Genomic DNA, 26553 nt, shown 5'->3' with positions numbered 1-26553 from the left:
TTTTTACTTTAACTTTGGGGGTATAGCTCATAATCTGGACGCTTTTTGCTTGTGTGGTGAATGACTGTTTTAAATTTTTAAAGCTGCTGTTACATGCCCATTCCTGGTTGTGGCATTGGTGCAGCTGGGGTATCCTTCTTAGGCTCATCAGCAACGACTGCTTCAGTCGTCAACAACAGGGCTGAAACGGAAGCGGCGTTTTGCAGAGCTGAGCGGGTAACCTTTGTTGGGTCAACGATTCCGTCATCGATCATATCTTCAAACTTGCCGTTTGCAGCGTTATAACCAATTCCTGGCTTTTGATCCTTCAACTGTTCAACAATGACTGAACCTTCAACACCGGCGTTCTCAGCGATTTGACGAACGGGTTCCTCAAGGGCACGACGAACGATATTGATACCGGTTCCTTCGTCACCTTCAGCATCCAGCTTGGCAATTTCAGGGATGACATTGATGAGGGCAGTCCCACCGCCTGGAACGAAGCCTTCTTCAACAGCGGCACGGGTTGCGTTTAAGGCATCTTCAATCCGGTACTTCTTTTCCTTCAATTCAGTTTCAGTAGCAGCCCCAACCCGAACAACGGCAACACCGCCAGATAACTTAGCCAAACGTTCCTTTAACTTGTCACGGTCAAAGTCTGAAGTGGTCTTTTCGATCTGGGTCTTAATTTCTGAAACCCGTTGTTCGATTTGATCCTTAGCACCTGAACCGTCCACGATCGTTGTGGAATCCTTGGTAACGTTAATCTTGTTAGCTTGACCTAATTGTTCAAGGGTGGCATCCTTCAAGTTCAACCCAAGGTCGTCAGTGATGACCGTAGCACCAGTCAAAGTGGCAATATCTTGAAGTTGGTCCTTCCGACGGTCACCGAAGCCAGGGGCCTTAACGGCAACAACGTTGAATGTCCCACGCATCTTGTTAAGAACAAGGGTTGGTAATGCTTCACCGCCAATATCATCGGCAATGATTAACAATGAACGACCCTGTTCAACAATCTTTTGCAGCAATGGTAAGATATCTTGAATGTTGGTAATCTTCTTATCCGTTACCAAAATGTATGGATTGTCTAAATCAGCTTCCATTTTGTCGTTGTCGGTAACCATGTATTGTGACATGTAGCCACGATCAAATTGCATTCCTTCAACAACGTCCAAGCTGGTTTCAACCCCACGGGACTCTTCAATGGTGATAACCCCATCGTGGCCAACCTTTTCCATGGCGTCGGCAATCAATTTACCAACTTCTGGGTTAGCGGATGAAATCGATGCGATCTGAGCAATATCGTCCTTGGTTTTAACTTCGTGTGACATCTTGTGAAGGGCATCAACAGCGGTCTTTGTGGCCTTTTCAATTCCCCGACGAATGCCAACTGGGTTAGCACCGGCAGTAACGTTCTTCATGCCTTCATTTACGATGGCCTGGGTCAAAACCGTGGCAGTTGTGGTTCCGTCACCGGCAACGTCATTGGTCTTGGAAGCAACTTCAGAAACCAACTTGGCACCCATATTTTCAAAATGATCTGGTAACTCAATCGCCTTGGCAATTGTCACCCCATCATTGGTAATTGTTGGGTTGCCGGCAGTTTGTTCCAAAACAACGTTACGGCCTTTAGGACCAATTGTTGCTTTAACAGTATCTGCTAATTTATCAACACCTTTAAGCATTGCGCTTCGTGCGTCTTCAGAAAACTTAACTTGTTTAGCCATTCCAATTTTCACCTCAAAAATTTATTTTTGATTACTGATTAAATTGTTAAATCTTGAAATCGCAATTCAATTATTCGACGATTGCGACGATATCTTTTTCATGCAAAACTAAATAGGATTTGTCGTTATCTTCTATTTCCGTACCTGCGTACTTATCGAACATCACCTTGTCACCCTTCTTAACAACTGGGGCAACTGTTTGACCGTTGTCCAATACGCGACCGTCACCAACGGCTACGATTGTACCGGTTTGAGGTTTTTTCTTTGCGTTATCGGCTAAAACAATGCCGCCAACGTTCTTTTCCTCTTCTTCTTCTCTTTCGATAATTACACGATCTCCTAATGGTTTTAACACGTTAGTCCCTCCATTTTGCAACAATTTTAGCATTATTAGCACTCCTATGACAAAAGTGCTAAACGCTGTTTATAATATATTATTTTTCCCGGGAAAATGCAAGGATTTTTCATCACTTTCATCAATGCTGAGAACCACTCACCCCTCCTAGACCCCCGTACAAGTAAGCTGACAGCTTTTTTAAGAAGCCGGCTTAGAATTAGGAATGGCCCAAATTCCTCGGGGTACCATGCCGCCATATTTTAAACGTCAAAAAGACCCGTTGATAAATAATCATCGTTTATCAACGAGCCTGGCTAACTCTGGTCAGTCTGAATACTTATTTGCCAAAATTTTCAATAAAATAAATTAACGTCTGTAATTCATTGGTTAAGTCAACGTTTTGAACCAGCACTGCATCTGGCACCGCCAAGCGAATTGGGGTAAAGTTAAGGATTCCCTTAACCCCACCAGCAACCGCATCATCGGTTACCCCCTGAGCAGCACTTGAAGGAACGGTTAAAATGACAACTTGGATCTGCTGTTCCTTTAGTTGGTGAGCTAATTCCGTGATCGGGTAAACCGGCACCCCATCCTGAATTTTATTGACGATTGCGTCATTGGTATCAAATGCGGCCGAAATCCGCACGTTGCCGTCCTTGTGAAAATTAAAGTTCAACAGTGCGTGGCCCAAATTCCCAACCCCAATCAATGCAACGTTGGTCAAATGTTCCTGGTTCAGAATTTGCTTGAAAAATGATAGTAAACTATCAACATCATATCCGTAACCCCGTTTACCCAACGCGCCAAAATATGAAAAGTCGCGGCGAATTGTTGCTGAATCAACCTGGACGGCCTCGGCTAATTCCGTTGAAGAGATGCGGCTTTTGCCCGTATCGTGTAAAATGTTTAAGTATCGGTAATAAATCGGCAATCGTTTCGCGGTCGCCCGTGGAATATTCTCAGCTGTCAAGAAAAGTTCCTCCTAATTTCGTTTAAATTATGGTACTCGAGAAGTTTGTGAATCCCTATTTACTTTACATTCTAACATAAGATACCATCTTGTGAAATAAACTTCAAATATTATTACTGATTTTCAGTCAGATTTTCCAAGATAGTTTATGATAAAATTGATTAGACACTAGAAAGGTGGCGGGATCGTTGATAATCTTACAGGCCCAAGATTTAACCAAAAGATTCAATGGCGTTAATATTTTTTCCAAGGTAAACCTCTCCGTTCAAGAGAAGAGTCGCATCGCCCTGGTAGGCCGAAATGGCGCCGGTAAATCAACCCTGGTGAAAATGATCATCGGTGAACAGCCGATTGATGGCGGCCAGGTCACAACTAAGAAAAACTTATCGATCGGCTACCTTGCCCAAGATACCGGTCTTGACTCCAATAAGGGCATCTATGCTGAAATGGCGGGCGTGTTTGCTGATCTGAAGGTCCAGGAACAAAAGCTTCACGAACTCGAAGGTCAAATGGCCTCCCTGGACCCCCAATCAGAGGCTTTTGGCCAGGTATCATCGACCTACGATAACATTCGCGCGGATTTTGAACAGCACAATGGCTACGGTTATGATGCCGAAATCCGGGGAGTTTTGCACGGATTTGGGTTTGATAAACCAACGTACGATAAACCAATCAATGAATTGTCCGGCGGCCAAAAAACCCAGTTAGCCCTGGCAAAATTGCTCCTTGAAAAACCAGAACTGCTGATCCTGGACGAACCAACCAACCATTTGGATGTTGAAACCATCACTTGGCTTGAAGGCTATATCCAAAATTATAGCGGTGCGCTTCTAATCATTTCCCATGACCGGTACTTTCTCGATCGGATCGTGAATGAAGTTTACGATCTGGCAAATGGGACCCTGCACCACTACAAGGGCAATTACACCCAGTACACGGAAAAGAAGGCTGACCAAGTCGCTCAGGAATGGAAAGCCTACGAACGTCAGCAAGCTGAAATTAACAAGCTACAAACATTTGTCGACAAAAACATTGTCCGGGCATCCACAACCAAACAGGCTCAGGCCAGACGAAAGCAGCTGGAAAAAATGCCCCGGCTGCAAAAACCAACGACTGACGGTAAAACTGTTCGGTTTCGATTCACCCCCAAATCCAAGAGCGGCAACAATGTCCTAAACGTTTCCCAAGCAGCCGTTGGCTACACGTCAGTGTTGGCTGAACCGGTCAATTTGGACATTAAGCGAAATCAGGCCGTCGCAATTGTCGGCCCAAACGGTGTCGGCAAATCAACCCTTCTGAAAAGTATTCTTGGAATTATCCCGTTTTTAAAGGGAAAAGCCCAATTTGGGACCGGCGTGGATACCGGCTACTATGACCAAGAGCAAGCCACCCTTCATTCTGGCAAAACCGTTCTTGAAGAAGTCTGGGATGATCACCCAACCACACCAGAGGGCGATATTAGAAGCGTTCTGGGGAGCTTTCTGTTCTCCGGGGACGATGTTGCCAAGATGGTTCACGACCTTTCTGGCGGCGAGAAGGCGCGGCTGCTGCTAACCAAGCTGGCTATGGAGCACAACAATTTTCTGATTCTTGACGAGCCGACCAATCATTTGGATATTGATAGCCGGGAGGTCTTGGAAAAGGCGCTAAACGGCTTTGACGGGACAATCCTCTTTGTTTCTCATGACCGATACTTCATCAATAAAGTCGCCACGTCAGTCGTTGAACTCTCCCGCCAGGGAACCACCCTCTATCTGGGGGATTACGACTATTACGTCGCCAAAAAAGAGGAATTAACGGCCATTAAGGAACATGAGCGGCAAAAGGCTGCGCCATCAGGCATCGCCCAAGCCCAGGCCACAGAAACGTCTGACAAAAAGCACTACGAGATCAACAAGCAAAACCAGAAGACCCTTCGAAAATTAACCCGCGAAGTGGCCGATTTAGAGAAGCAACTCGATACGCTGGGAAAGAAAAAGACCGCGATTGAAACGGAGATGAGTAAACCCGCCATTTACAATGATCCAATCAAGGCGGCTGACTACCAATCACAACTTGAGCAGATCGACGGTCAAATTTCAACAACCGAAAATGATTGGGAGCAAAAGAGTTTGCAGCTTGAGGATATTTCGTAGCTAGTATCGTGACTAACGCCATTAAAACGGATTAGGGGTCGCCAGCAAAAACATGATGTTTTTGCTAGCGACTCCCTTTTTTATTGATCATGATTCGGCTTCCCCAAGCCATGCAAATTCCAATCCGGGATCCGCATTAAGTGTTGCATCTGTAAACGTCTGATAACGATACAGCATTTCCCCGGCTGCCCCAATCATTGCAGCGTTATCGCCACACAGTGACAGCGGGACAAGTGCCAATTTGGTATTCGGAAAAGCGTTAATTTCACTTTCCAAACGGTCCCGTAGCCCCCGATTGGCCGCAACCCCGCCGGCAAGAATCAGTTGTTTAACGGGATAAGTTTTCAGTGCGCGGACAGTTTTATCCGCTAACACGTCAATCACAGCCTGTTGAAAACTTGCAGCCAGGTCGTTCTTATCTAGCGTTTCGTGGATCTGATCGGCATGGTGAACCGTATTAATAAAGGCACTTTTGAGCCCACTAAAACTAAAATCAAAGGTTTCGTCATTGTCCATTGCCCTCGGGAAGTGGAAAGTATCGGTTCCCTTATGGGCCATCGAATCGACCTGTTTACCAGCGGGATAGTTGATTCCCAGAACCCGACCAATCTTATCGTAGGCCTCGCCCGCGGCATCGTCTCGAGTTTCGCCAATAATTTCGAACTGATTTTCTTTGGGCATGTAAACCAACTCGGTATGGCCGCCAGAAACCACTAGGGCCATTGCCGGAAATTCAATTGGCGCAACTAAACGAGCCCCATAAATATGGCCGGCAAGGTGATTTACTGGAATCAACGGTAAATGATGCGCCCAGGCGACCGCCTTGGCAGCCGTTACACCAATTAACAGGGCCCCAACCAATCCCGGACCATAGGTGACAGCGACTGCGTCCAAATCGGCGTAGTCAACATCCGCTTTTCGCAACGCATCGTTAATACACCCGGTGATCTGCTCAATATGATGGCGGCTGGCAACTTCAGGCACCACCCCACCAAAGCGCTGGTGGCTCTTTATTTGGGTTGCCACAATATTTGACAAAATTTTGTCGCCGTTCTCAATGACGGCGACAGATGTTTCATCACAACTCGTTTCAAATGAAAGAATTAAATTTCGTGTCACAAACTTCACCTTTCTCAGGGCATTAACCAACCTTGGTAATGTCCAAAACCATGTTTAACGCATCTTCGCGATCGTTAAAATAATAATCTTTCTTGTAGCCGTTGTCCACAAAACCAATGTCACGATATAATTTCTGAGCATGGTTATTGCTGACCCGAACCTCGAGGGTGACCTTATCATACCTTAACTGCCGGGCCTTTTTAATAATTGTATTAACCAAAAAGTAACCAAGGCCGTGGTTCTGAAAAGTTGGTGCGACGGTAACGTTGGTAATGTGACAATCCCGGGTATGATCATTGAGTGAACAGCCAATGAAGGCAACCAGCCAATCGTTGCGACGCAATACCAAATAAAGCCGGTCATTTTTCCGCATTAATTCGGTCCGAAATGCCCGCTCATCCCAAGGGGTCTGGCCCCCATAAACGGCTCGCTCAATGCCGAGAATTTCCGGAATATCGGGAATCATCGCCTTTGCTAAAAAATACTCGGTGCCGTTAATTTCAACGTCGTGATTTTTAATATCAAGATAACGTTCGCGAAGTTGGGCCTGCTTATTATAAAAATTTTTCTGAAACCAATTTTTAAAGTTTTTCCACATAGTTACGGGTATCCTCGTTTGGATGGCGTTTTTTCCAGTCAGCTTCGGCCTTTGTCAGTCGTAAATATCGCGGTACAACAGCATCAATATCCTCAACTGGGGATAATTGGGCGCCATACCACCCTAATTTAGCAGCATCCGGAATCGCTTGAAGGTGACTGGCAACCAGTAAACGATTTCCAAGTGTGGCTTTAAGATCAGCCAAAAACGGCTGATTGTCCCCAACCACCATGATCGGCCCGCTTGTTTTTGCCAGGACAGCCCGCCATTCAGCAATATTGGTATGCTGATCGGCCACCACCGCCTGAAGTTTACCGGCGTTGCGTTGATAGAGTCCAGTAAACATATTTTGGTTACGCGCATCAAAAATTGGGTTAATTAGGACATCCGGCAGGTCAATGTTCAATGCAACGGTTAATAAACTCGAAACCGTCACCAGTTCGATATTAAGCGTACTAGCCAACGTTTTGGCAGCCGTGGTCGCCATCCGAATTCCCGTATACGATCCCGGGCCCGACGCCACCACAATTCGATCCAGGTCAGCAGGCTGCAAATCGGACTTCTTTACCAGGTCTTCAATGACCGGCATTAAGAATTCGGCGTGCTTCCGATGGGTTGTGAGGGTGGTATCGGCAAGTAGGTTATCATCATCCATCACTGCCACAGAGAGTGGCCGGTTTGATGTATCAATTGCTAAAATTTTCATTGTTATTCGTTACCCTTTACATCATTTTTCTTCCAAATAAATGTCGCACTCGAGGAGAGTTTGTCATTTGACATGATTTCATGAATTGTCTTAATTCTATCATTATCTTGAGATTCAACAAGGACGGAACTCGAAACGAAGTTGCCATACTTCACTTCATTTTCAAAGCGAATGTTAATCTGCTCGGGCTGGTGAGACACCAAGAAGTCCAAGGGCAATACATCAGTCATCCACTCAAGGTAGTGGGCATTGTTCACATGGCCATTAAAATCAATGTCACTGGCTCGGACCTGATACTTCTTAGTGGTCAACTCAGCATTGCTATCCAGCCGCTCTGGCCGTTTTAGTCGGGGCACGCGGCGGACATTTTCCGAACGGTAAGGCTTAATAATACTTTCCGGAATCTCGGTAATTTTCCGCGCCTTTTCATCCATTAAGACCCAAATCGAATCAACCTTTACCAATTCATTTCCCTGCTCATCATGAATCCAAAATTCCCGGTAAGCAAAGAAGCGGTTATAAGACGTTCCCCGCGTGGATACCTTGACAGTGTCATCAGCAACCGGCAAGCGTTTGATAGTAATTGCGTACTGCGTGACGACCCACCCGACGCCATATTGATCAATTAACGACTGTTGAGCAACGCCTAAGGCTGCATTTTGGTGATCTGAGCAGAGCATCAACACGTTTATCAGCATTGCCATTGTAATCCGGTTGGTAACATCCCCTTCATAAAAGGGAATTGTATGGTCCTCAGTATATCGATGTGCTGTCATGACAGGTCCTCTTTTCGTTTAATGGTTGAATCAAACTATGTATTTTGCCGTCCGAAACGGCAATCAAATTACTTAATATTGTGATATTCATTATAAACAACTTGTTTTCGTAAGTTATGCGTTTTAGCAACTTTTTTGATCGCATCGTTCACCGCTAAACCATCGCCAATATAAGCATCAACCTGTTGAGTCAGCGATAGATCCGCCATTAAACTAGACTCCTTAGCATTTTCTTCAGGTTCTGAATTTCCTTCAACGATAATCACAAATTCTCCGCGCACCTGGTTAGTTTGGCTCCATTCCAGGCATTCGGACAAAGTGCCCCGAACAAACTCTTCGTGGCGCTTAGTGAGCTCGCGACAAAGGGCGGCTTTGCGATCAGCACCAAAGACCGTTACCAAATTCTTAAGGGTTTTTTGCAGCCGATGGGGAGCCTCATAAAAAATCAAGGTTTCCGGGCGGGACGTTAGGTGGGCCAACTCTTCTCTTTGCTCCTTAGGCTTTCTTCCCAAAAAGCCGTAAAAATAGAATGGTTGGGGCGCCACCCCGGAAGCAATTAGTGCGGTAATCCCGGCATTTGCTCCTGGTAGCGGAACGACCGGAATCCCCTTGGCAATACAAGCAACCACCAGCTCATGGCCCGGATCACTAATTGACGGCATTCCAGCGTCACTCACCTGGGCGATCGTTAACCCATTTTTGAGCTTCTCAATCAATTCAGGGATCCGCTGAGCCGTATTATGCTCGTGAAAACTGATCTGTTTTGTTTCAATTTCAAAGTGGTTAAGCAGTTTCTGGGTATTGCGCGTATCTTCAGCGGCAATCAGATCTGCTCGTTTCATCACGTCCACCGCCCGGAACGTCATATCACCTAAGTTGCCGATCGGGGTTGGCACCAAAAACAACGTGCCAAATTCAGTTTTTGTATCAAAACTTCGTTGATTTTTCACTTAATGATTAGTCCCTTCGACCGTAAATAATTTCAGTGCAGAAAATGCAATCTTCCCCATTTTCTCGTCGTTTGCCATAGTATGAGCTACATACATGAAACCCTTCGTTATAGAGCTTTTCAAGGTTCTTTCTGGACTTTGATAACTGGGGTGAATTGTTTCCCATCTTTTCGGTAAGCTGGTTAACCCGATCCCGCAAATGCTGATTTTCAATCTCTAATTCCGCATTCTTTTCCATCAATCCAACCAACGACTCGTGAAGCTGAGAAAATTCCGCGGTTGTCACTTTCAGGCGGTGATCCATCTCCTTGAGTTCATCGTATAAACTTTGACTATCCACTTTTTTCACCCTTTAATTCTACGCCTTAATAATCGCTAACATTTCCAACGTGACCGACTCAACGATGTTTTGAAAACTCACATTCACCATGACACTGCGACTCGTATCCAATAGCTTGTCAAGCATCGCCATCAATTGATCGGCAGACCATTCGTTAGCGGCTTGCCTGGTTTCGGCAGCAATATCTGGAAATTTCACATTTTGCTGGGTAAGCGTTCCGTATTTCAATTCAAGAACTTCATCAAAAATGGTTATCATCATGGTCAAAACCACCTGTTGACGGGCTTTACTGGTGGCCAATGGCATCAATGACATTTGAATGTATGGCATGGCCATTGGATTATCTTTCACCAGATAAGAAAACCATTTAGAAACCACCTGTTCCAATGAAGTAAACCAGCCATCAGCCAGCCATTGCTTGATTTCGCTTAAGCTATTAGTCATTGTCATCAGCAAATTAATTTGACTTGGAACGACACCCGCCCTTTGTAATTCCGCCACCATCAACTCGTGGGGAATACTTGGGAATTCGACCACCTGGGTTCTTGAAACAATTGTCGGCAGAATCAAATTTCGGTTTCGGCTGATCAAAAAACTAACGACATTACCGGTAGGCTCCTCGATAAACTTTAACAGACTGTTCGCAGCACCGGTTGTCATCTTGTCGGCATCAGAAATAATGAAGACCTTTTTTGAGCCTTCCATTGCGCTCTTGGTGAATTCACTTTTCACATGCCGAATTTGATCCACCTTGATGCTTAATCCATCTGGCCGGGTCATCACCACGTCTGGATGATCATGGTTCATAATCCGGGTACATTCTGGACACTTGCCACAAGGATAGCCATCGGTGACGTTGGTGCAAAACAGCCGCATTGCAACGCCCATCGCAACTGCGTCCTCACCCGCACCATCCTCACCCGTGAATAAATAAGCGTGGGACAGCTCATTTTTTTGAATTAACTGCATGAACTGCTGAAACAGTTGGGGTTGCTTTGTTTTTGCAATTGTGACGATATTTTCGGTCATCCGCGTCCTCTAAAATTGATGAAACGATTCAATTGGCAGCACCATCACGGTCGCACCACCAACTTGGACTTCAATTGGAAAGGTATGTTCCGCCGTGTCGCCATTGAGACTGACAGGGGGCGTCATAAACTGCTGGCGGGCAGAACAGGTTTCCTTAATTAATTGAAGGGTCAAATCAACTTTATCATCATCAACGGCAACCAGATAAGTCGTATTCCCTGAACGCAAAAAACTACCCGTAGTTGAAAACCGGGTGGCAACGATGTCGTGGGCAACAAACACCGAACGTAATTTATTAGCGTCTTTATCTTGAACAATGGCAATAACTAATTTCATGGCTAACACTCCTTAAAAGTATTCAGCGGCAATTTGGCGAATGGCGCTAACCGTGGCGGCAACCACGCTGGCAATCGGCTGGGTGGCATCAATGACCACAAATCGGTCCCCCGCCTGCTTGATAATTGCCATGTAACCATCATGAACGCGATTGTGAAAAGCAGTGGTTTCAACGTCTAAGCGATCAATTTTGCTGGCGTCACGATGCTTCGCAATCCGCGTCAACCCCACCTGAACAGGAATATCAAAGTAGATGGTCTTGTCTGGGGTTAATTTTTCAGTTGCGAATTCATTCATTTTGGCAACGGCCTGCATGCCGATTTCGCGGCCGGCTCCTTGATAAGCCACCGAACTATCGACATATCGGTCACACAGAACCAGTTGATTACGAGAAAGCGCGGGTAAAATGGTTTCTACCAGGTGTTGTCGCCTGGCTGCGGCGTAAAGTAGGGCCTCAGTTCGGTAATCCATGTCGGTATTCTCGCGATCAAGAATGACCCGGCGCACTTGCTCTGAAATTTTATTGCCGCCTGGTTCCCGCGTTACCAATAACTGATCTCCCAGCTCCTTCTGGAAAATAGCACCAATCTGATTCATCACCGACGTTTTGCCGGCACCATCAGACCCTTCAAAAGTAATAAACATGCCTGCCACAATTTTCCCTCACTTCTTAATAATACGTTAATTGTACTGTAACTCTTTTCTCATGTCTATCCACAAGCCGTCACCGGACTAAATCAAGCCAACCCAAAACTGGGCTGAAGGCAAACCAATGATTTTGTCTCAGCCCAGTTCTTAAGACCAACAACCGTGAAATTCAGCCATGAAGCAGTTACAATTTTACCGAATCCATCACTGCAACAACAAGTCAGCTCACCACAACGAGTGACGATTCCTATTGAAAATCATCGTGATCATAGCTAATAACCGAAGGTTGGATGTGATCATTTTTAATTTTCCGAATTCGGGCTTCTTGATAAATAAAGAAGAATTTCTGCTTTGCAAGCGCCGTTTCAGCCGTCATCTCAAGATCGCTATCCGCCACGGCATCCTGGGTTTGAACAGCATGGTCCCACTGTTCCTTGAGGGCGTTAATCAGATCCAGTAGTCGTTGATCATAATCCGATTTGACATTTTGCTTTCTAAGTCCGCCAAAAAACATCTGCTGTTCATCTCCCTTACATTTCGGTTCGGCCCTGAACTGCCTTAAACAGAGTCATTTCGTCAGCATACTCAATGTCGGTTCCCACAGATAGGCCATGAGCCAGTCGGGTAACCTTAATGCCAGCCGGCTTAATTAATTTACTAAGATACATCGCGGTTGCTTCTCCTTCGGGAGTTGCGTTGGTCGCGACAATGACCTCTTTAACCTCATGATTCTTCTGTAATCGCTTGATGAGACTGCTGATATTTAAATCTTCGGGCCCCTTGCCTTCAATTGGCGATAAAACACCGTGAAGGACGTGGTACAGGCCGTGATATTCCTGAACCTTTTCCATTACCATAATGTCTTTGGGCTGCTCAACAACCAAAATCTGAGATTGATCACGCGTTTTATCCCGACAAATTTCACACGGATCCTCATCGGTCAAATTCCCACAGATTGAACAGTAATGCAGTTCATTCTTCGTTGCCACCAACGCCTTGGAGAAGGCTTTGACGTCATCTTCGTTCATGTCCACCGTATAAAAGGCCAGCCGCGTCGCCGTCTTATTCCCAATCCCGGGTAATTTCATATAACTGTCAATTAATTTTGCAATTGGTTCGGGATACTGCATAGTTTACCTTCCTTAAAAAGCGGTTTACATTCCTGGGAGACCCTTTGTGTACTTACCAAGCGAATCCCGGGTGGCCTTTTCAATATTTGTCATGCAATCATTAACGGCTGCAATCACCAAATCTGACAGCATATCCGGATCATCAGGATCAATTGCCTCGGGCTTGACCGTCATGTCAGTCATCTTCCGATCACCGGTAAACGTGACAACAACCATGTCGTCTGGGGCCTTGCCAGTAAAGCTGGTTGCGTTTAACTTTTCCTGTTCAGCCTTCATATTTGTCTGAACTGATTGCATCTGCTTCATCATTTTGTTCATATTCATACCATTCATCATAGTGAGTTATCCTCCGTTTTTTTATTAATCATTTTTAATATCTAGAATATCCTTGCCAAATAACTCGGCCGCCTTAGCCACAATCGGTTTGGGCGCATCCGGGGCCGGGCCTGGTTTATCAGTTGGCTGATCATCTGAAGCCGACTCGGACTCAGTCGACCCGGACTTCAACTCAGCCTTGTGATTAGCCAAGTAATCGCGGCGAATTGTCGGCCATTGATTACTTGGCACAAAAACAATCGTTGGTGACTTACCAACCAGCCGATCCAAGTTGTTTTCCAATGCGTCACAGAGTTCCCGGTCCGCCTGGGCTTTTTGGTAGAAAATTGGGTATTCAAACGCCACAATAATGCCATCGGGGCTGGCGGCCACCGGCTTGGAAACGTGCATCACAGCCCGTTGGGTGACCGAGAGTGTATTCATCAAATCCGGCCAAACCTGTTGGAATTCATTGAGACTCTTCCTCGTTGCGCTGCCAAGAATCGGATAGATCTTTGTCAGCTCAATGTGGGCGTTGGCCGCCTTAGCAGCTGGTTTAGGGGTGGCCGGTTCAACCGGCTCACCCGTTGCTGCCGTGACTCCGGTCTTTTTCAGTTCAGCAATCTCTCGTTGCAAATCATTAATTTTATTGGTCAGCCGATCAATTTTTTTATCTTCGACCCGTTCGGTTTGAGCCGCCTTCTCACTGGATACTGCCGGTGAAGCAGCTGTCTGATCTAAATGGGTAATTTTGACCGTTAGGACTTGCAGATAGACATCCGGGTGGGCTGTAAACCGCAGTGAATTTGAAATATCATTCAGTTCGTTAATCATTTGGTAAATCTGATCATCGGAAATCTGGCTGGTAAGTTGCTTAAATTTGTCATCAACCACGCCAAGTTCCATCTGTTCAACAATTTGGGGGTCCTGCTGATACAGCAAGATATCCTGACAGTAACTGGTTAAGTCTTCAACAAATCGGCTGGCGTCCTTGCCATCATCCAAAATCTTTTGAATAGTGATTAGCGCGCTCTTGGTATCCTTTTGAATCACTTGTTCAACGTAGGTGGTTAGCAGTTCGTTGGTCACGCTACCGGTGACCAACAGCGCATTTTTGTATGTGACCTGGTCATCGCCGTACGACATTGCCTGATCCAGGATACTCAGCGCATCCCGCATCCCGCCTTCAGCGGCTTTGGCAATCAGCTTAAGGGCCTTATCATCGTAATCGATGTGCTTTTGTTTAAGAATATAGGCCATCCGCTCTAGAATATCTTGGGGACGAATCCGTTTGAAATCAAACTTCTGGGTTCGTGAAATAATTGTCGCCGGAATTTTATGAGGCTCGGTCGTCGCCAAAATGAAAATCACGTTTGCCGGCGGTTCCTCCAGTGTTTTCAGGAGAGCGTTAAACGCACCGGTTGATAACATATGAACTTCATCAATAATGTAAACTTTATAATCAGCCTTCGTGGGCGCGTACTTCACCTTGTCGCGAATATCGCGAATCTCTTCAACGCCGTTGTTTGACGCCGCATCAATTTCAATCACGTCGCTTAAACTACCCTCGTTGATTGCCCGACACGTCTCGCATTCATTACACGGTTCGCCGTCTTTTAGATAGTGGCAGTTGACCGCCTTCGCAAAGATTTTGGCAGCGGAAGTTTTACCAGTTCCCCGGGGACCGGTAAAAAGATAAGCATGGCTAATTTGTTTGGTTAAAATTGCGTTTTTCAACGTCTGGGTAATAATCGACTGCCCAACGATTTCATCAAACCGCTGGGGCCGCCATACCCGATATAATGCCTGATAGCTCATTCTTAATCCTCCAGCTAATTGATCCATTCAGTCGTGAAAACTTGTCATAAAACACTTAAATAATTATATGCTGAAATGCCAAATAATGCCAACCAATTTACCAAACGTTAATGGAATTAAAAAATCCAAAATTTTCAAAAATCGCCAGCTGAACTCACCAAATCCGAGCCGCACACTGTCAATGATTACCTCAAATTAATCCCAAAAATAAAAATCTCCCAGCACTGACATCTGCTGGGAGTTTAATCGTCATAATCAAGAGGCACAAGATCGATGATACTTAGTGCTGCTTCCTTCCGGATCTGACACAGTTCGTAACCCGACCCTTGCCTCAGGGCCTTGCGGCATTAACTATCATATCGTATTTTGGTTTAAAATACCAGTCACTTTTGTTTTTTTCTTTTTCGGGCGGCTCGAAAAAAAGTCTTCATAATCTGTGAACAGGCGGTTTGAAGGACTCCCTCGGTCACCGTCACTTGGTGATTTAATCTGGCATCAGCCATGACTTCATACAAACTGGCAACCGCCCCAGCTTTCTGATCCCGAGCGCCAAAAATCACCCGTTTAATTCGCGAGTTGATAATTGCCCCCGCACACATTAAGCACGGCTCAATGGTCACGTAAAGCTCACAGTCAATCAGCCGCCAGCTGCGCAGCGTTCGACAAGCCTCTTCGATCGCCATAATCTCGGCGTGAGCAACCCCGTCGTTTAGGTGTTCACGCAGGTTGTGCCCCCGACCAATAATTTGGCCGTCCTTAACCACTACGGCGCCAATCGGGACTTCCCCGATCATGTAGGCTTGAAGGGCCTCGTTTAGGGCAGCTTTCATATAAGTTTGATCATTCGTCTGCGTCATATTACTCCTCTTGTTATCACGATTCGCAACCGCTTAGGCCGCGCCGGTTTTGGTACTTTCTAAGATGTAGTAACCCTTGTCACGTTTTAAGATCTGGCAGTTACCAAATAACTGGGTCATCAGTTTCTTCGCCGACGGAGCCCCTTGCTTTTTCTGCAAAACCACCGTTAAGGTTCCTCCCGCAACTAAATGTGGCAGGGCGCCAGTGATCATCGCGTCAACGACTTTTTTACCGGCGCGAACCGGCGGATTGGTGACAACCGCGGCGTAGTTTCCCTCAACAGCTTCATAAACGTTGCTGGAAAAGATACTAACATTTTTAACCCGGTTGGCCACGGCGTTCTTTTTGGCAAGCGCAAGCGCAATTTCGTTGACGTCGACCATATCGATCGTTCGCTCAGGCAGTATCTTGGCGATGGCAAGTCCAATTGGCCCGTAGCCGGTGCCCATATCCAAAATTTTACCGGCTGGCAGTTGGGATGTCCGGAAATTTTCTAACAGGACCCGGCTGCCATAGTCAACCCGGTGCTTAGAAAACACTCCGTTGTCTGAAGTGAACACAAAGTTGTGTCCTAATAGGGTGTATTCCCAAGTGATTGGATCGGAGGTAACGTCTGGGTGCTCAGAATAGTAAAATTGATCGTTAGTCATGAATAATCTCCTTAGAACGGGATTGAAAGCGGATAACCCATATTTAGTGGCAAATCCGTTTTTAATCACAATATCTTGTGTCAATCCGTTGATTTTTTGTAAGTTTAGTGTAAACTAGAATCATCAATCAAATATGAATTTAAAAAAGTGGGGTGCCTCATTATGGCAAAAGTAACCGTTTATTCACGAAATAATTGCATGCAGTGCAAGATGACAAAGCGTTATCTTACAGAACATAACGTTTCATTCGAAGAACATAATATCAACGAACAACCACAATACATTGATTACCTTAAAGAACGCGGCTTTCAGGCTGTGCCGGTAGTTGACGTTGACGGCAAAGAAGCCTTCAGCGGTTTTCGCCCGGATGTTCTTCAAAAAATTGCTGGTTAGTCTTTATCCATTCTAACATACTGATTAATGAGTGATGGCGGAACCAATTTTGGCTTCGCTTATTTTATTCCAACAAAATAGAAAGTGTGGTTTACTATGTCCCTTCATAATCTCAAGGATGTTTCCTATTTCGATCTTAACAACCAAATCAACATCCCCGTTAACAATCAGATCCCCTTACAGAAGGATCAGGAAGCCTTAGCTGCCTTCCTCAAGGAAAACGTCACCCCTAACTTGGTCACGTTCGCCAGCCTTGCCGACCGCTTCGATTACCTGATTAATCATCATTATTACGAGGCCGACTTTATTAAAAAATATGATATGGCCTTCATCGAGGAATTGTACGCATACTTAAACAATCAGGACTTTCACTTCAAATCGTTTATGGCCGCTTACAAATTTTACGCACAGTATGCCTTAAAAACCAATGATAACGACGCCTATCTCGAAACATTCTTGGATCGGGTTGCCGCCAACGCTTTGTTCTTTGCGGATGGTGACGAAAAATTGGCCATGCGCCTAGCAGATGAAATGGTCCACCAGCGTTATCAGCCGGCAACTCCGAGCTTTTTGAACGCCGGCCGCGAAAATCGAGGCGAGTTTGTTTCCTGCTTCTTGATTCAGTCGACCGACGACATGAACACAATTGGCCGAACGATTAATTCTGCCCTGCAATTATCCAGGATTGGCGGCGGTGTTGGCATCAATCTCTCCAACTTACGAGCAGCCGGGGACCCCATCAAGCACATTGAAGGGGCCGCTTCAGGGGTCGTTCCGGTGATGAAGTTATTGGAAGACAGCTTCTCTTATTCCAATCAGTTGGGCCAACGCCAAGGCGCCGGCGTGGTTTATCTTTCTGTCTTTCATCCAGATATTATTTCTTTCTTGGGGGCTAAAAAGGAAAACGCCGACGAAAAGATTCGGTTAAAAACCCTATCGCTTGGCGTGACCGTTCCGGATAAATTCTATGACCTCATCAAACAAAATGCCGACATGTATCTATTTAGTCCCTACGATGTTGAAAGAGAATACGGGGTTCCATTCTCGTACGTGGATATTTCAGCCGAATACGATAAGATGGTTGCTAATGACAAGATCAAAAAAACAAAGATCAAAGCCCGGGACCTGGAAACCGAAATCAGTAAGCTTCAGCAGGAATCCGGCTATCCTTACATTATCAACATCGACACCGCCAACCGGGCAAATCCGATTGCCGGCCGCATTGTGATGAGTAACCTATGCTCAGAAATTTTGCAGGTTCAAACCCCTTCCACGGTCGACAACGAACAACACTACATCAAATTGGGAAAAGACATCTCATGTAATCTGGGATCCACCAACATTGTCAACATGATGAACGGCAAAGATTTTGGCGGCTCAATTGAGGCAATGGTTCGCGCACTGACCTTTGTGACCGACCATTCCAACATCGACGTTGTCCCTTCAATTCAGAAAGGGAACCGCGAGTCGCATTCAATCGGCCTCGGTGCCATGGGGCTTCATAGTTACTTTGCCAAACATCACATGCACTATGGTTCGCCAGAATCCATTGAATTTACCAGCGTCTACTTCATGCTATTAAATTACTGGAGCTTAGTTGCCTCTAACAAGATCGCTAAGGAACGCAACGAAACGTTTATTAATTTCGATAAGAGCGCCTATGCCGATGGTTCGTACTTCGACAAGTATTTGAACACCGATTACGCTCCGAAAACGGATAAAGTTAAAGACCTTTTTGATGGTGTTCAGATCCCCACTAAAGCCGACTGGGAAGCTTTAAAAGCCGCTGTAATGAAGGATGGCCTCTATCACCAAAATCGCTTAGCGGTTGCTCCTAACGGCTCTATTTCTTACATCAATGACACCACTGCCAGCCTCCACCCGATCATCAATCGGATCGAGGAGCGCCAGGAGTCAAAGATTGGCAAAATTTACTATCCGGCACCCTACCTGTCTAACGATACAATTCCTTACTACACCTCAGCCTATGACATGGATATGAGAAAAGTCATCGACATCTACGCCGCTGCTCAGGAGCACGTCGATCAAGGAATGGCATTGACACTATTTATGCGATCGACAATTCCTGCCGGGCTTTATGAATGGAAGGACGGCCGTACCGACAAGATGACCACCCGGGATTTAAATATTCTGAGAAACTATGCGCATCGTCAGGGCATTAAGTCAATCTATTACATCCGGACATTCACGGACGATAACCAGGAAGTCGGATCAAATGAATGTGAAAGCTGTGTCATTTAGCGTCGAAGTTTACTTGCGGCTGATATCCAAATGGCATAGAATCCATTAAGGGATCGCACCAATCCGACTATTTCTACATCAAAGGAGTTTATCATGACTGAAAATTATCACGCAATTAACTGGAACGCTATCGATGACCAGATCGATAAAGCGACTTGGGAAAAATTAACCGAACAGTTTTGGTTAGACACCCGAATTCCCCTTTCTAACGATCTCGGTGACTGGCGAACCTTGGATACCGACCACCAATGGGTTGTGGGTCACGTATTTGGGGGGTTAACCTTGCTCGACACCCTTCAATCCCAAGAAGGGATGGCCTCACTGCGCCACGACGTTCGCACCCAACACGAAACGGCAGTGCTTAACAATATCCAATTCATGGAATCGGTTCACGCAAAGAGTTACTCCTCAATTTTCTCAACGTTGAATACCCCTGAGCAAATCGACGAAATCTTTGACTGGAGCGACACGGAAGAATTCCTCCAGAATAAGGCCCTTAAGATTCGTGATATCTACGAGAACAATCCGGACCCGCTGAAGAAAAAGATCGCCAGCGTTTTCTTGGAAACATTCCTGTTTTATTCCGGATTTTACACCCCACTCTGGTACTTGGGTCACAACAAAATTCCGAACGTTGCTGAAATTATCAAGTTAATTTTGCGGGATGAGTCAGTCCATGGTACCTACATCGGTTATAAATTCCAAATTGGCTTCAACCAGCTTTCGAAACCAAAACAAGAGGATTTAAAGAATTGGTTATACGATTTGTTATATAAGCTCTATGCAAACGAAGAAAAGTACACCCACTTGCTTTACGATCAGACTGGCTGGACCGAAGATGTTCTGACCTTTATCCGGTACAATGCCAATAAAGCCCTCATGAACCTTGGCCAGGATCCGTTATTCCCAGATACCGCTGAAGACGTTAATCCGGTTGTGATGAACGGAATCTCGACGTCAACTGCCAACCACGATTTCTTCTCACAAGTCGGAAATGGCTATCTGTTGGGAAACGTCGAGTCAATGTCCGATGATGATTATAAAATTTAATTAATTGTAACTGACAACTGATCAGACAAAGGGGCCCCCACGGCGATTATCAACCGTGGGGGTCCCTTTGTCTTGGTTGCGATTAATTAATTAACCAAATCATCAGGCTTTTGCCCGGCAACCAAATCCTTTAAATTATTAAGGGAGATACTAACCATGTTTTTAACTGATTCGCTGGTGTGAAAAGCCGAATGTGGTGTAATGATCACGTTAGGCATCATTGATAACTTGATCACATCCGGATCGGTTAATTTCTTGGTTGAACGCGAATCCTGCAGGTCAGCCGATTCGTTTTCCAATGTGTCAATACCAGCTGCGGCAATTTCCCCACTCTCAAGCGCAAAGATGAGATCCTGGGTATCGACAATCGACCCTCTTGCCGTGTTGATCAGAATGGCGTTGTCCTTCATCATTTCAAACAATTCATGATTGAAAAGGTGGAAGTTATCGGCCGTTGCCGGCATATGCAGACTAATAATGTCGCTTTGAGAGACGAGTTCATGAAGATCCTTGACATAGGCAAATTCACCATTGGTTTCCTTTACAGGATACTTGTCATAGGCAATTACTTTGGCACCCAGACCCCGAAACATCGAAATCGCGTGCCGGCCAATTCGACCGGTACCAATAATCCCCACGGTTTGGTCGCTAATCAGCCGCCCCATAAATTCAGGTGCAAAATGAAATTCATGTTGTTCCATCAACTGGCGCTGCATGTATCCCACTTTTCGCGTTAAGAAAAGGGCCATCGTCACCGCGAACTCAGCAATGCTTTCAGGACTATATGCGGGTACATTAGTCACCAAAACATCATTATCACTTGCCGCTTGGAGGTCTACGTTATCCACCCCAACGTTTCGTAAGGCGAGATAGTGAATTCCCAACTTTTTGAATTCAGCAAACAGCAATTGGGAATAGGGAATCGTTTGTAAGCCTGAAACCCCGTCGTAACCTGCTGCATCTTGAATCGTTGTGGTATTAAGGGTCGTCGTTGTTGTCGTAACCTCGATATGATGATCCTTTCCCCACTTTTCAACGAAAGGAATCTCATCATCGCGAACGTTGTATACCATAAATTTCATCTAAATTCCTCCAGTACCCGTTTTATCTACTATACCAAAAATTGATTGCCGTGTGCCAAAAAGGATCAATTCCTAATCATAGCACATCAAGATCTCATCAAAATTCCACCCATATTTGGGTAATCAAAAGTGGTGAAGACAATTTAGACGCATTGTCTCCACCACTTTTGAATTGATTAAGTGGGCAATAGACGGTCACGAGAGGCCGTTTAAGCACATTTTAATTACTTTAATTGATCAATAAACCGATCAAAAGCCGCTTGACCCTTATCATTCCACTTATAGACCCCGGCATCTTCAAGAACCCGGGCAAAAACCAACCCGATTTCTTGATCGAGAATCTTTGAAACATTCTCTTTGGTAAATTGATGCTTGGCCTTTAACTCGTCGGCCCAAGGCTTGTGGTACTCAGCAATCTCATTGTCTTCATCTACGAGGTACTTTTCAACCTCTTTCATTTCAGTCTTCAAACGAGCCGGTAAAATTGCTCGTCCCATGACTTCAATCAAGCCAATGTTTTCCTTCTTGATGTGTTGAACATCCTTATGGGGATGGAAAATGCCGTCAGGATACTTATCAGAGGTCTGATTATCTCTTAAGACAATGTCCAAGACGTACTGACCGTCCTTCGTATAAGCAATTGGCGTGACCGTGTGATGCCGCGTGCCATCCTCGGAATAGGCGCGAATATCAACCGACTCATCCGAGTACTGTTTCCAAGAGTCCGCAATCTTAGTCGCCGCAACAACGACCTGGTTTGCATCATCACTCTGCAGCCGGATGGTTGCCATCGGCCACTTAACAATTCCTGCCTTCAGCCCGTCAATTCCCAGATCAACCGGTCGATCAATTCCAGCCTTCATCATTGGAAAGTTGTGCCGGCCGCCTTGATAATGATCCTGGGCCAGTAACGACCCGCCAACGATTGGTAAATCAGCGTTACTGCCGACAAAATAATGTGGCAGCTGTTTAATAATATCCGTCAAATTGACAAATGTCTGCTGGCTAATTTTCATTGGCACGTGCTTCTGATTCAAGAAAATCGCGTGCTCGCCAAAGTATGCGTATGGTGAATATTGGAAGCCCCATGGCTGGCCGCCAATCATCATTCGGATAACCCGATGATTGCTTCGGGCGGGATAGCCGAGGCGGCCCAAGTACCCCTCATTTTCAATTGCCAGGGGGCCAACCGGATAACTGGTTGACTTCTTCCGTCCGGCAGCGGCAATGGCCTTCGGATCCTTTTCGGGCTTCGATAAATTAATGGTAATTTCCAAATCGCCGTAGTCGGTATCGGCCGTATACGAAATGTTCTTGGCGATCGCCCGCGTTTTAATATAATCATTATTTTGACTCAGGCGATAAAAGTAATCGGTGGCCGCTTCCGGTGATTGTTGATACTTGTTCCAGAAAATGCGATTAACTTTCGAAGGAATCGGTGTCAGAAGGTCCATTAACTGATCTTCCAAAATTTCGCGGTTGGTAATCGAATCTTCAATTTTTTGATGAGAGATTGCCAACTCGACCAAGTCATTGGCCAAGTCAACTGGCGATGCATCATCAGTTGACTCTCCAAACCCATCACCAATTAAGCGAAAGATCAAATTCGTCACATAAATCCGGTCGACGTCTTCATAGGGTGAATCAGATTTAATGACGAGATCAACAAATTTTTCAACTGCTGTTTCACTCATTTCTTCTAATTTCCTTTCCGATCGTCGTAACCCTTTGGATGGGTTTCTTTCCAATTCCATGCGGTCTTAATAATTTCGTGAACGTCATCAAACTGCGGCTTCCAGCCCAAAACTTTGCGGGCCTTATCACTAGCGGCAATCAAGGTGCTTGGATCGCCTGCTCGGCGGGGCCCCATTGTTGCGGGAATTGGCTTGCCGGTAACTTCACGGGCTGCTTCAAGAATTTCTTTGTTGGAGAATCCGGTTGAGGATCCCAAGTTAAACGCATCACTGTCATGACCCGCTTGCAGATACTTCAGCGCCAAGATGTGGGCGTCAGCTAAATCAACCACGTGCACGTAATCACGGACGTTTGTCCCATCCTTGGTATCGTAATCATCACCAAAAATCGTTAGTTGATCGCGTTCGCCAGCGGCAACTTGCAGAATAATGGGTACCAAATGGGTTTCTGGATGGTGATCTTCACCGATGGAACCGTCTGCCTTGGCCCCGGCAACGTTAAAGTACCGCAGCGCAACAAACTTGATTCCGTAGGCCACGTCGCTCCAGTGCATAATCTTTTCCATTGCCAGCTTACTTTCCCCATAGGGGTTGGTTGGAACCTGGGGATCGGTTTCTTTAATTGGAATTTGTTTGGGTTCACCATAGGTTGCGGCGGTCGATGAGAAGACAATCTTCTTAACGTTGTGCGCGTTCATGGCTTCCAGCAGACTGATCATGCCATAGGTATTATTGTCAAAGTACTTAAGCGGTTTGGCCATTGATTCTGGGACGACTGAAAAGGCAGCAAAATGGATGACCCCCTCAATGTCTTCCTTATCAAAAACTTTGTTAAGAAATTCTTTATCCCGCACATCGCCCTCATAGAACCGAGCTTTAGGGTTAACCGCGGCGCGATGGCCGGTCACAAAATTATCAACAACCGCAACATCGTATCCGTTTTGAATTAACCGATCAACTGTGTGAGACCCAATATAACCGGCACCGCCTAATACTAAAATTGCCATCTTAATATCCTCTCCTTCTCAATTAACTACTTAATCTCTCTTGGGCCATCAGAAATTTCTGCAATGTAGAATTCTGCTGGATGACCAATTTCTTTCTCGTAAACCTTACCAACGTTTTCTGTGAAGGCGTCCGCCTTATCACGATCAACAATCGCAATGGCACATCCCCCGAAGCCGGCACCAGTCATTCGGGCACCAATGACACCTGGCTGCTTCCAAGCAGTCTCTGCAAGGGTGTCAAGTTCCTTACCGGTTACTTCAAAATCATAGTGCAGTGAAATGTGGGAGGCGTTGATTAACTTACCAAATTCTTCAAGGTTATTGTTAACCAAGGCATCCTTTGCTTTTAATGTCCGCTGATTTTCAAAAACAGCGTGCCGAGCGCGACGAATGAGGACGTCATCGTTAATCAGGTAGCTATTCTCATCGAACTCATCTTCGGTAAGATCACCGAGAGTCTTGATTGGCAACTTGACTTGAAGGCGCTTCAAAGCTTCTTCACACTGAGCCCGACGTTCATTATATTTGGAATCTTGTAATTCCCGGTGCTTCTTAGTGTTCATGATGACAATGACTCTGTCACCCATTTCAACGGGAACGTAATCGTATTTCAGGGTATTCGTATCCAAGAGAGCGGCTTGGTTGGCCTTACCCATGCCAATGGCAAACTGATCCATGATTCCAGAGTTAACACCGATGTAGTTGTTTTCAACCAATTGACCATACTTAACCAGATCAAGTTCATCAATATTGAAGCCATAGACGTCATTGACAATCTCGGCCGTCAGTAATTCAATTGCGGCTGATGAAGAAAGCCCGGCAGCATCCGGCAAATTACCGTTAACGGCTAAGTCAAACCCATGGTCTAATTGATGACCATGTTCAATAATTTGGCTGATCATTCCCTTAGGATAGTTTGCCCAGCCATGCGCCTTGTCATACTTTAAATCATCTAATGAAAATTCAACGATTCCCTGATCGGCAACGTTGGCAGAAAACATTCTAACCTTATTATCGTCACGAGCACCATAGGCAGCGTAAATTCCCATACTAATAGCACATGGGAAAACATGGCCACCATTAAAATCGGTGTATTCACCAATTAAATTAATTCGGCCCGGTGAGAAGAAGACCCGCGTAGAATCGTAACCAAATTTATCATTAAACTCTTGTTTTACATCATCTGAAAGCATGAATTTCATCCCTTTATATTTATTTTAGTAAATTTTACTCAAATACAAATTAACTCATTTTCCACTCATTGTCAACTGGCCAATTTCTTAAACCGAGCAGCTTGCTCAGCTACCACCTCTAATAATATGCTATTGCGACGGCCTATACAAGTGCCTTGCTGTTGAAATTCACAAACAATTGGAAGCGCTTAATTTTTTTCGCCAGCCGGTTTATCCAGGGATAGTAAAGTTAGGTAAAGGGTCGCCCACTTCGACAAATTATCGCCGGCTTGACGGCTAAATTCTCACAAAAAAACGCATCGCTGCGACCAAAATGGTCGGCGATACGCTTCGATGATCGTTTCACTTTATTCGATGATCGTTTCACTTTAAAAGAAGAATTTACTGACAATAATCGTAAATATTAATAGAATGATGGAAGCAAGAAATGCGGCTGCGAAGGCGCCCTTTCCTCGTTGGAAAATCACTTTGAAGTTCACGCTCATCCCAAGGGCGGCCATGGCCATTCCTAAAAATAGGTAGGCAGCTTTGACCAGTCCGGCCAGCATTCCAGCCCCTAATGGTAGAAAGGTTCCAAGAATGCTTGCCAGGATGAAACCGCCCATAAACCATGGGATCGGCAACTTACCGCGGTGCCCGTCACCTGACTTATGGGTGCTTCGTTGGTACCAACCGCCAATCACCAGCGCGGCAGGTGCCAACATGAGAACCCGTGACAACTTGGTGATGATCGCCGTGTCAAGACTTACCGGTCCACCAGAGCTTCCGGCGGCAACGGCATGGGCAATTTCATGAAGTGAGGCACCAGTCATAACGCCAAACTGTGTCGGGGTTAGATGAAGGAGCGGCTTGATGCCGATTTCAATCAACGTAAACACCGTCCCGAGGATTGCGACAACCGCAACGGCCATCACTTCATTTTCCCGTTGCCGATCCTGCTTGTCGGCGGCCACCTTAATTTGGGGAGAGATTCCCATCACGGCAGCGGCACCACAAATACCGGTTCCGCCAGCAGACAGAATTGCCAACTCTTTTTCAACGCCAAATTTTCGGGCAATGAAGTAGGTCAACGAAACAGTTCCGGTCACGACAACCATCGCGAGGACGATTGTTTTGACACCGGCGGATGCCAAGTCAATCAAGTTAAGTTTAAATCCCAACAGAATAATACCAAGACGCAAAAATTTGTTCGAAATAAAACCAATACCTTCAGTGGCAGCTTCAACTGGTCTCTTAAACAGCTGAAACCCCATCCCAAGAATCAACGAGATGACTAACGCCCCAATCAACGTCAGGTAAGGCAGTCCCCCTAAAAAGCTGCCGAGAAACGCGCAGATGAGCGTTAACGCCAGGGCAATAAAGAAGTCCTTGGTTCTCAGGACACCATAATTTTTCATAAATTCTCCTCCGTTTGCAAATTACGTAATGTCTAAAGTTCCTAAGTTTTATCC

Annotated in this window: 27 protein-coding genes and 1 other RNA gene; 4 read left to right on the top strand and 24 right to left on the bottom strand. The window is 45.6% G+C overall.

Annotated elements, in window-relative coordinates; all coding sequences use genetic code 11:
* Window positions 1-89: 89 nt before the first annotated feature.
* From groL to FD47_RS10235, 3 genes are all read right to left on the bottom strand, one after another.
* Window positions 90-1706 carry a chaperonin GroEL gene (gene groL, locus FD47_RS10245; RefSeq protein ID WP_056980632.1) on the bottom strand — a complete coding sequence of 539 codons (1617 nt, stop codon included), beginning with the start codon at window positions 1704-1706 and terminating at the stop codon, window positions 90-92.
* 70 nt (window positions 1707-1776) lie between these two features.
* A complete protein-coding gene (groES, locus tag FD47_RS10240; RefSeq protein ID WP_171035006.1) occupies window positions 1777-2061 on the bottom strand; it encodes a co-chaperone GroES in 285 nt (94 codons plus the stop codon).
* Window positions 2062-2380: 319 nt separating this feature from the next.
* Complete coding sequence (locus FD47_RS10235) at window positions 2381-3013, bottom strand: redox-sensing transcriptional repressor Rex (RefSeq protein WP_054735513.1); 633 nt, start codon at window positions 3011-3013, stop codon at window positions 2381-2383.
* A 188-nt stretch (window positions 3014-3201) separates the two neighbouring features.
* Between FD47_RS10235 and FD47_RS10230 the strand changes: the two genes are divergently transcribed.
* The gene (locus FD47_RS10230; protein ID WP_171035007.1) at window positions 3202-5148 is read left to right on the top strand and encodes an ABC transporter ATP-binding protein; all 1947 of its coding nucleotides are present in this window, start codon (window positions 3202-3204) and stop codon (window positions 5146-5148) included.
* A gap of 87 nt (window positions 5149-5235) precedes the next feature.
* Here the strand turns inward: FD47_RS10230 and tsaD are convergent, their stop codons facing one another.
* From tsaD to FD47_RS10155, 16 genes are all read right to left on the bottom strand, one after another.
* On the bottom strand, window positions 5236-6267 hold the full coding sequence (gene tsaD, locus FD47_RS10225) for a tRNA (adenosine(37)-N6)-threonylcarbamoyltransferase complex transferase subunit TsaD (protein ID WP_171035008.1): 1032 nt from the start codon (window positions 6265-6267) through the stop codon (window positions 5236-5238).
* 22 nt (window positions 6268-6289) lie between these two features.
* Window positions 6290-6865, bottom strand: coding sequence for a ribosomal protein S18-alanine N-acetyltransferase (gene rimI / locus FD47_RS10220; RefSeq protein WP_056980630.1), 576 nt, complete (start codon window positions 6863-6865; stop codon window positions 6290-6292).
* On the bottom strand, window positions 6849-7571 hold the full coding sequence (tsaB, locus tag FD47_RS10215) for a tRNA (adenosine(37)-N6)-threonylcarbamoyltransferase complex dimerization subunit type 1 TsaB (protein WP_054735516.1): 723 nt from the start codon (window positions 7569-7571) through the stop codon (window positions 6849-6851). The genes rimI and tsaB overlap by 17 nt, the downstream gene beginning before the upstream one ends.
* Before the next feature lie 2 nt (window positions 7572-7573).
* Entirely contained in the window at window positions 7574-8347 is a 774-nt protein-coding gene (locus FD47_RS10210; RefSeq protein ID WP_008214133.1) for an acyl-[acyl-carrier-protein] thioesterase, read from the bottom strand.
* A gap of 68 nt (window positions 8348-8415) precedes the next feature.
* Window positions 8416-9297 (bottom strand): 16S rRNA (cytidine(1402)-2'-O)-methyltransferase, encoded by an 882-nt coding sequence (gene rsmI / locus FD47_RS10205; protein WP_056980629.1) that lies wholly within the window; start codon window positions 9295-9297, stop codon window positions 8416-8418.
* 7 nt (window positions 9298-9304) lie between these two features.
* Window positions 9305-9637 carry a DNA replication initiation control protein YabA gene (locus FD47_RS10200; protein ID WP_040537956.1) on the bottom strand — a complete coding sequence of 111 codons (333 nt, stop codon included), beginning with the start codon at window positions 9635-9637 and terminating at the stop codon, window positions 9305-9307.
* A gap of 18 nt (window positions 9638-9655) precedes the next feature.
* Window positions 9656-10666: a DNA polymerase III subunit delta' gene (holB, locus tag FD47_RS10195; RefSeq protein WP_054735518.1), complete on the bottom strand. Its 1011-nt coding sequence runs from the start codon at window positions 10664-10666 to the stop codon at window positions 9656-9658.
* A 9-nt stretch (window positions 10667-10675) separates the two neighbouring features.
* Entirely contained in the window at window positions 10676-11002 is a 327-nt protein-coding gene (locus FD47_RS10190; protein WP_008214126.1) for a cyclic-di-AMP receptor, read from the bottom strand.
* Window positions 11003-11014: 12 nt separating this feature from the next.
* The gene (tmk, locus tag FD47_RS10185) at window positions 11015-11656 is read right to left on the bottom strand and encodes a dTMP kinase (RefSeq protein ID WP_054735521.1); all 642 of its coding nucleotides are present in this window, start codon (window positions 11654-11656) and stop codon (window positions 11015-11017) included.
* A gap of 241 nt (window positions 11657-11897) precedes the next feature.
* Window positions 11898-12164 carry a YaaL family protein gene (locus FD47_RS10180; protein WP_056980628.1) on the bottom strand — a complete coding sequence of 89 codons (267 nt, stop codon included), beginning with the start codon at window positions 12162-12164 and terminating at the stop codon, window positions 11898-11900.
* Window positions 12165-12180: 16 nt separating this feature from the next.
* Window positions 12181-12780 carry a recombination mediator RecR gene (gene recR, locus FD47_RS10175; RefSeq protein WP_056980627.1) on the bottom strand — a complete coding sequence of 200 codons (600 nt, stop codon included), beginning with the start codon at window positions 12778-12780 and terminating at the stop codon, window positions 12181-12183.
* Window positions 12781-12804: 24 nt separating this feature from the next.
* The gene (locus FD47_RS10170; protein WP_054735523.1) at window positions 12805-13116 is read right to left on the bottom strand and encodes a YbaB/EbfC family nucleoid-associated protein; all 312 of its coding nucleotides are present in this window, start codon (window positions 13114-13116) and stop codon (window positions 12805-12807) included.
* 24 nt (window positions 13117-13140) lie between these two features.
* Window positions 13141-14913, bottom strand: coding sequence for a DNA polymerase III subunit gamma/tau (dnaX, locus tag FD47_RS10165; RefSeq protein WP_056980626.1), 1773 nt, complete (start codon window positions 14911-14913; stop codon window positions 13141-13143).
* Between the two features lie 251 nt (window positions 14914-15164).
* Window positions 15165-15251, bottom strand: an RNA gene (gene ffs, locus FD47_RS15040) — signal recognition particle sRNA small type.
* 45 nt (window positions 15252-15296) lie between these two features.
* A complete protein-coding gene (gene tadA, locus FD47_RS10160; protein WP_056980625.1) occupies window positions 15297-15770 on the bottom strand; it encodes a tRNA adenosine(34) deaminase TadA in 474 nt (157 codons plus the stop codon).
* Window positions 15771-15803: 33 nt separating this feature from the next.
* On the bottom strand, window positions 15804-16421 hold the full coding sequence (locus FD47_RS10155; RefSeq protein ID WP_056980624.1) for a class I SAM-dependent methyltransferase: 618 nt from the start codon (window positions 16419-16421) through the stop codon (window positions 15804-15806).
* Between the two features lie 162 nt (window positions 16422-16583).
* On the opposite strand from FD47_RS10155, the gene FD47_RS10150 reads away from it, so the two are divergent.
* The 3 genes from FD47_RS10150 (at window position 16584) to nrdF (ending at window position 20126) form a co-directional block, all read left to right on the top strand.
* Window positions 16584-16814 carry a redoxin NrdH gene (locus FD47_RS10150; protein ID WP_040537953.1) on the top strand — a complete coding sequence of 77 codons (231 nt, stop codon included), beginning with the start codon at window positions 16584-16586 and terminating at the stop codon, window positions 16812-16814.
* A gap of 96 nt (window positions 16815-16910) precedes the next feature.
* The gene (gene nrdE / locus FD47_RS10145) at window positions 16911-19076 is read left to right on the top strand and encodes a class 1b ribonucleoside-diphosphate reductase subunit alpha (protein ID WP_056980623.1); all 2166 of its coding nucleotides are present in this window, start codon (window positions 16911-16913) and stop codon (window positions 19074-19076) included.
* A 93-nt stretch (window positions 19077-19169) separates the two neighbouring features.
* Window positions 19170-20126: a class 1b ribonucleoside-diphosphate reductase subunit beta gene (gene nrdF / locus FD47_RS10140; protein WP_008214114.1), complete on the top strand. Its 957-nt coding sequence runs from the start codon at window positions 19170-19172 to the stop codon at window positions 20124-20126.
* A gap of 86 nt (window positions 20127-20212) precedes the next feature.
* Here the strand turns inward: nrdF and FD47_RS10135 are convergent, their stop codons facing one another.
* From FD47_RS10135 to FD47_RS10115, 5 genes are all read right to left on the bottom strand, one after another.
* Window positions 20213-21208, bottom strand: coding sequence for a D-2-hydroxyacid dehydrogenase (locus FD47_RS10135; protein ID WP_056980622.1), 996 nt, complete (start codon window positions 21206-21208; stop codon window positions 20213-20215).
* Window positions 21209-21432: 224 nt separating this feature from the next.
* Window positions 21433-22902, bottom strand: a complete 1470-nt coding sequence (locus FD47_RS10130; RefSeq protein ID WP_056980621.1) for a UDP-glucose--hexose-1-phosphate uridylyltransferase — start codon at window positions 22900-22902, stop codon at window positions 21433-21435.
* Window positions 22903-22907: 5 nt separating this feature from the next.
* Window positions 22908-23909, bottom strand: a complete 1002-nt coding sequence (galE, locus tag FD47_RS10125) for a UDP-glucose 4-epimerase GalE (RefSeq protein ID WP_056980620.1) — start codon at window positions 23907-23909, stop codon at window positions 22908-22910.
* 26 nt (window positions 23910-23935) lie between these two features.
* Window positions 23936-25102 (bottom strand): galactokinase, encoded by a 1167-nt coding sequence (locus FD47_RS10120; RefSeq protein ID WP_173585511.1) that lies wholly within the window; start codon window positions 25100-25102, stop codon window positions 23936-23938.
* Window positions 25103-25470: 368 nt separating this feature from the next.
* Window positions 25471-26499: a YeiH family protein gene (locus FD47_RS10115; protein ID WP_054735535.1), complete on the bottom strand. Its 1029-nt coding sequence runs from the start codon at window positions 26497-26499 to the stop codon at window positions 25471-25473.
* Between the last annotated feature and the right edge of the window lie 54 nt (window positions 26500-26553).

The organism is Lentilactobacillus parafarraginis DSM 18390 = JCM 14109 (genome assembly GCF_001435895.1).
In the GTDB taxonomy this organism is placed as follows: domain Bacteria; phylum Bacillota; class Bacilli; order Lactobacillales; family Lactobacillaceae; genus Lentilactobacillus; species Lentilactobacillus parafarraginis.
This window is presented reverse-complemented; position numbering and strand designations above follow the sequence as displayed.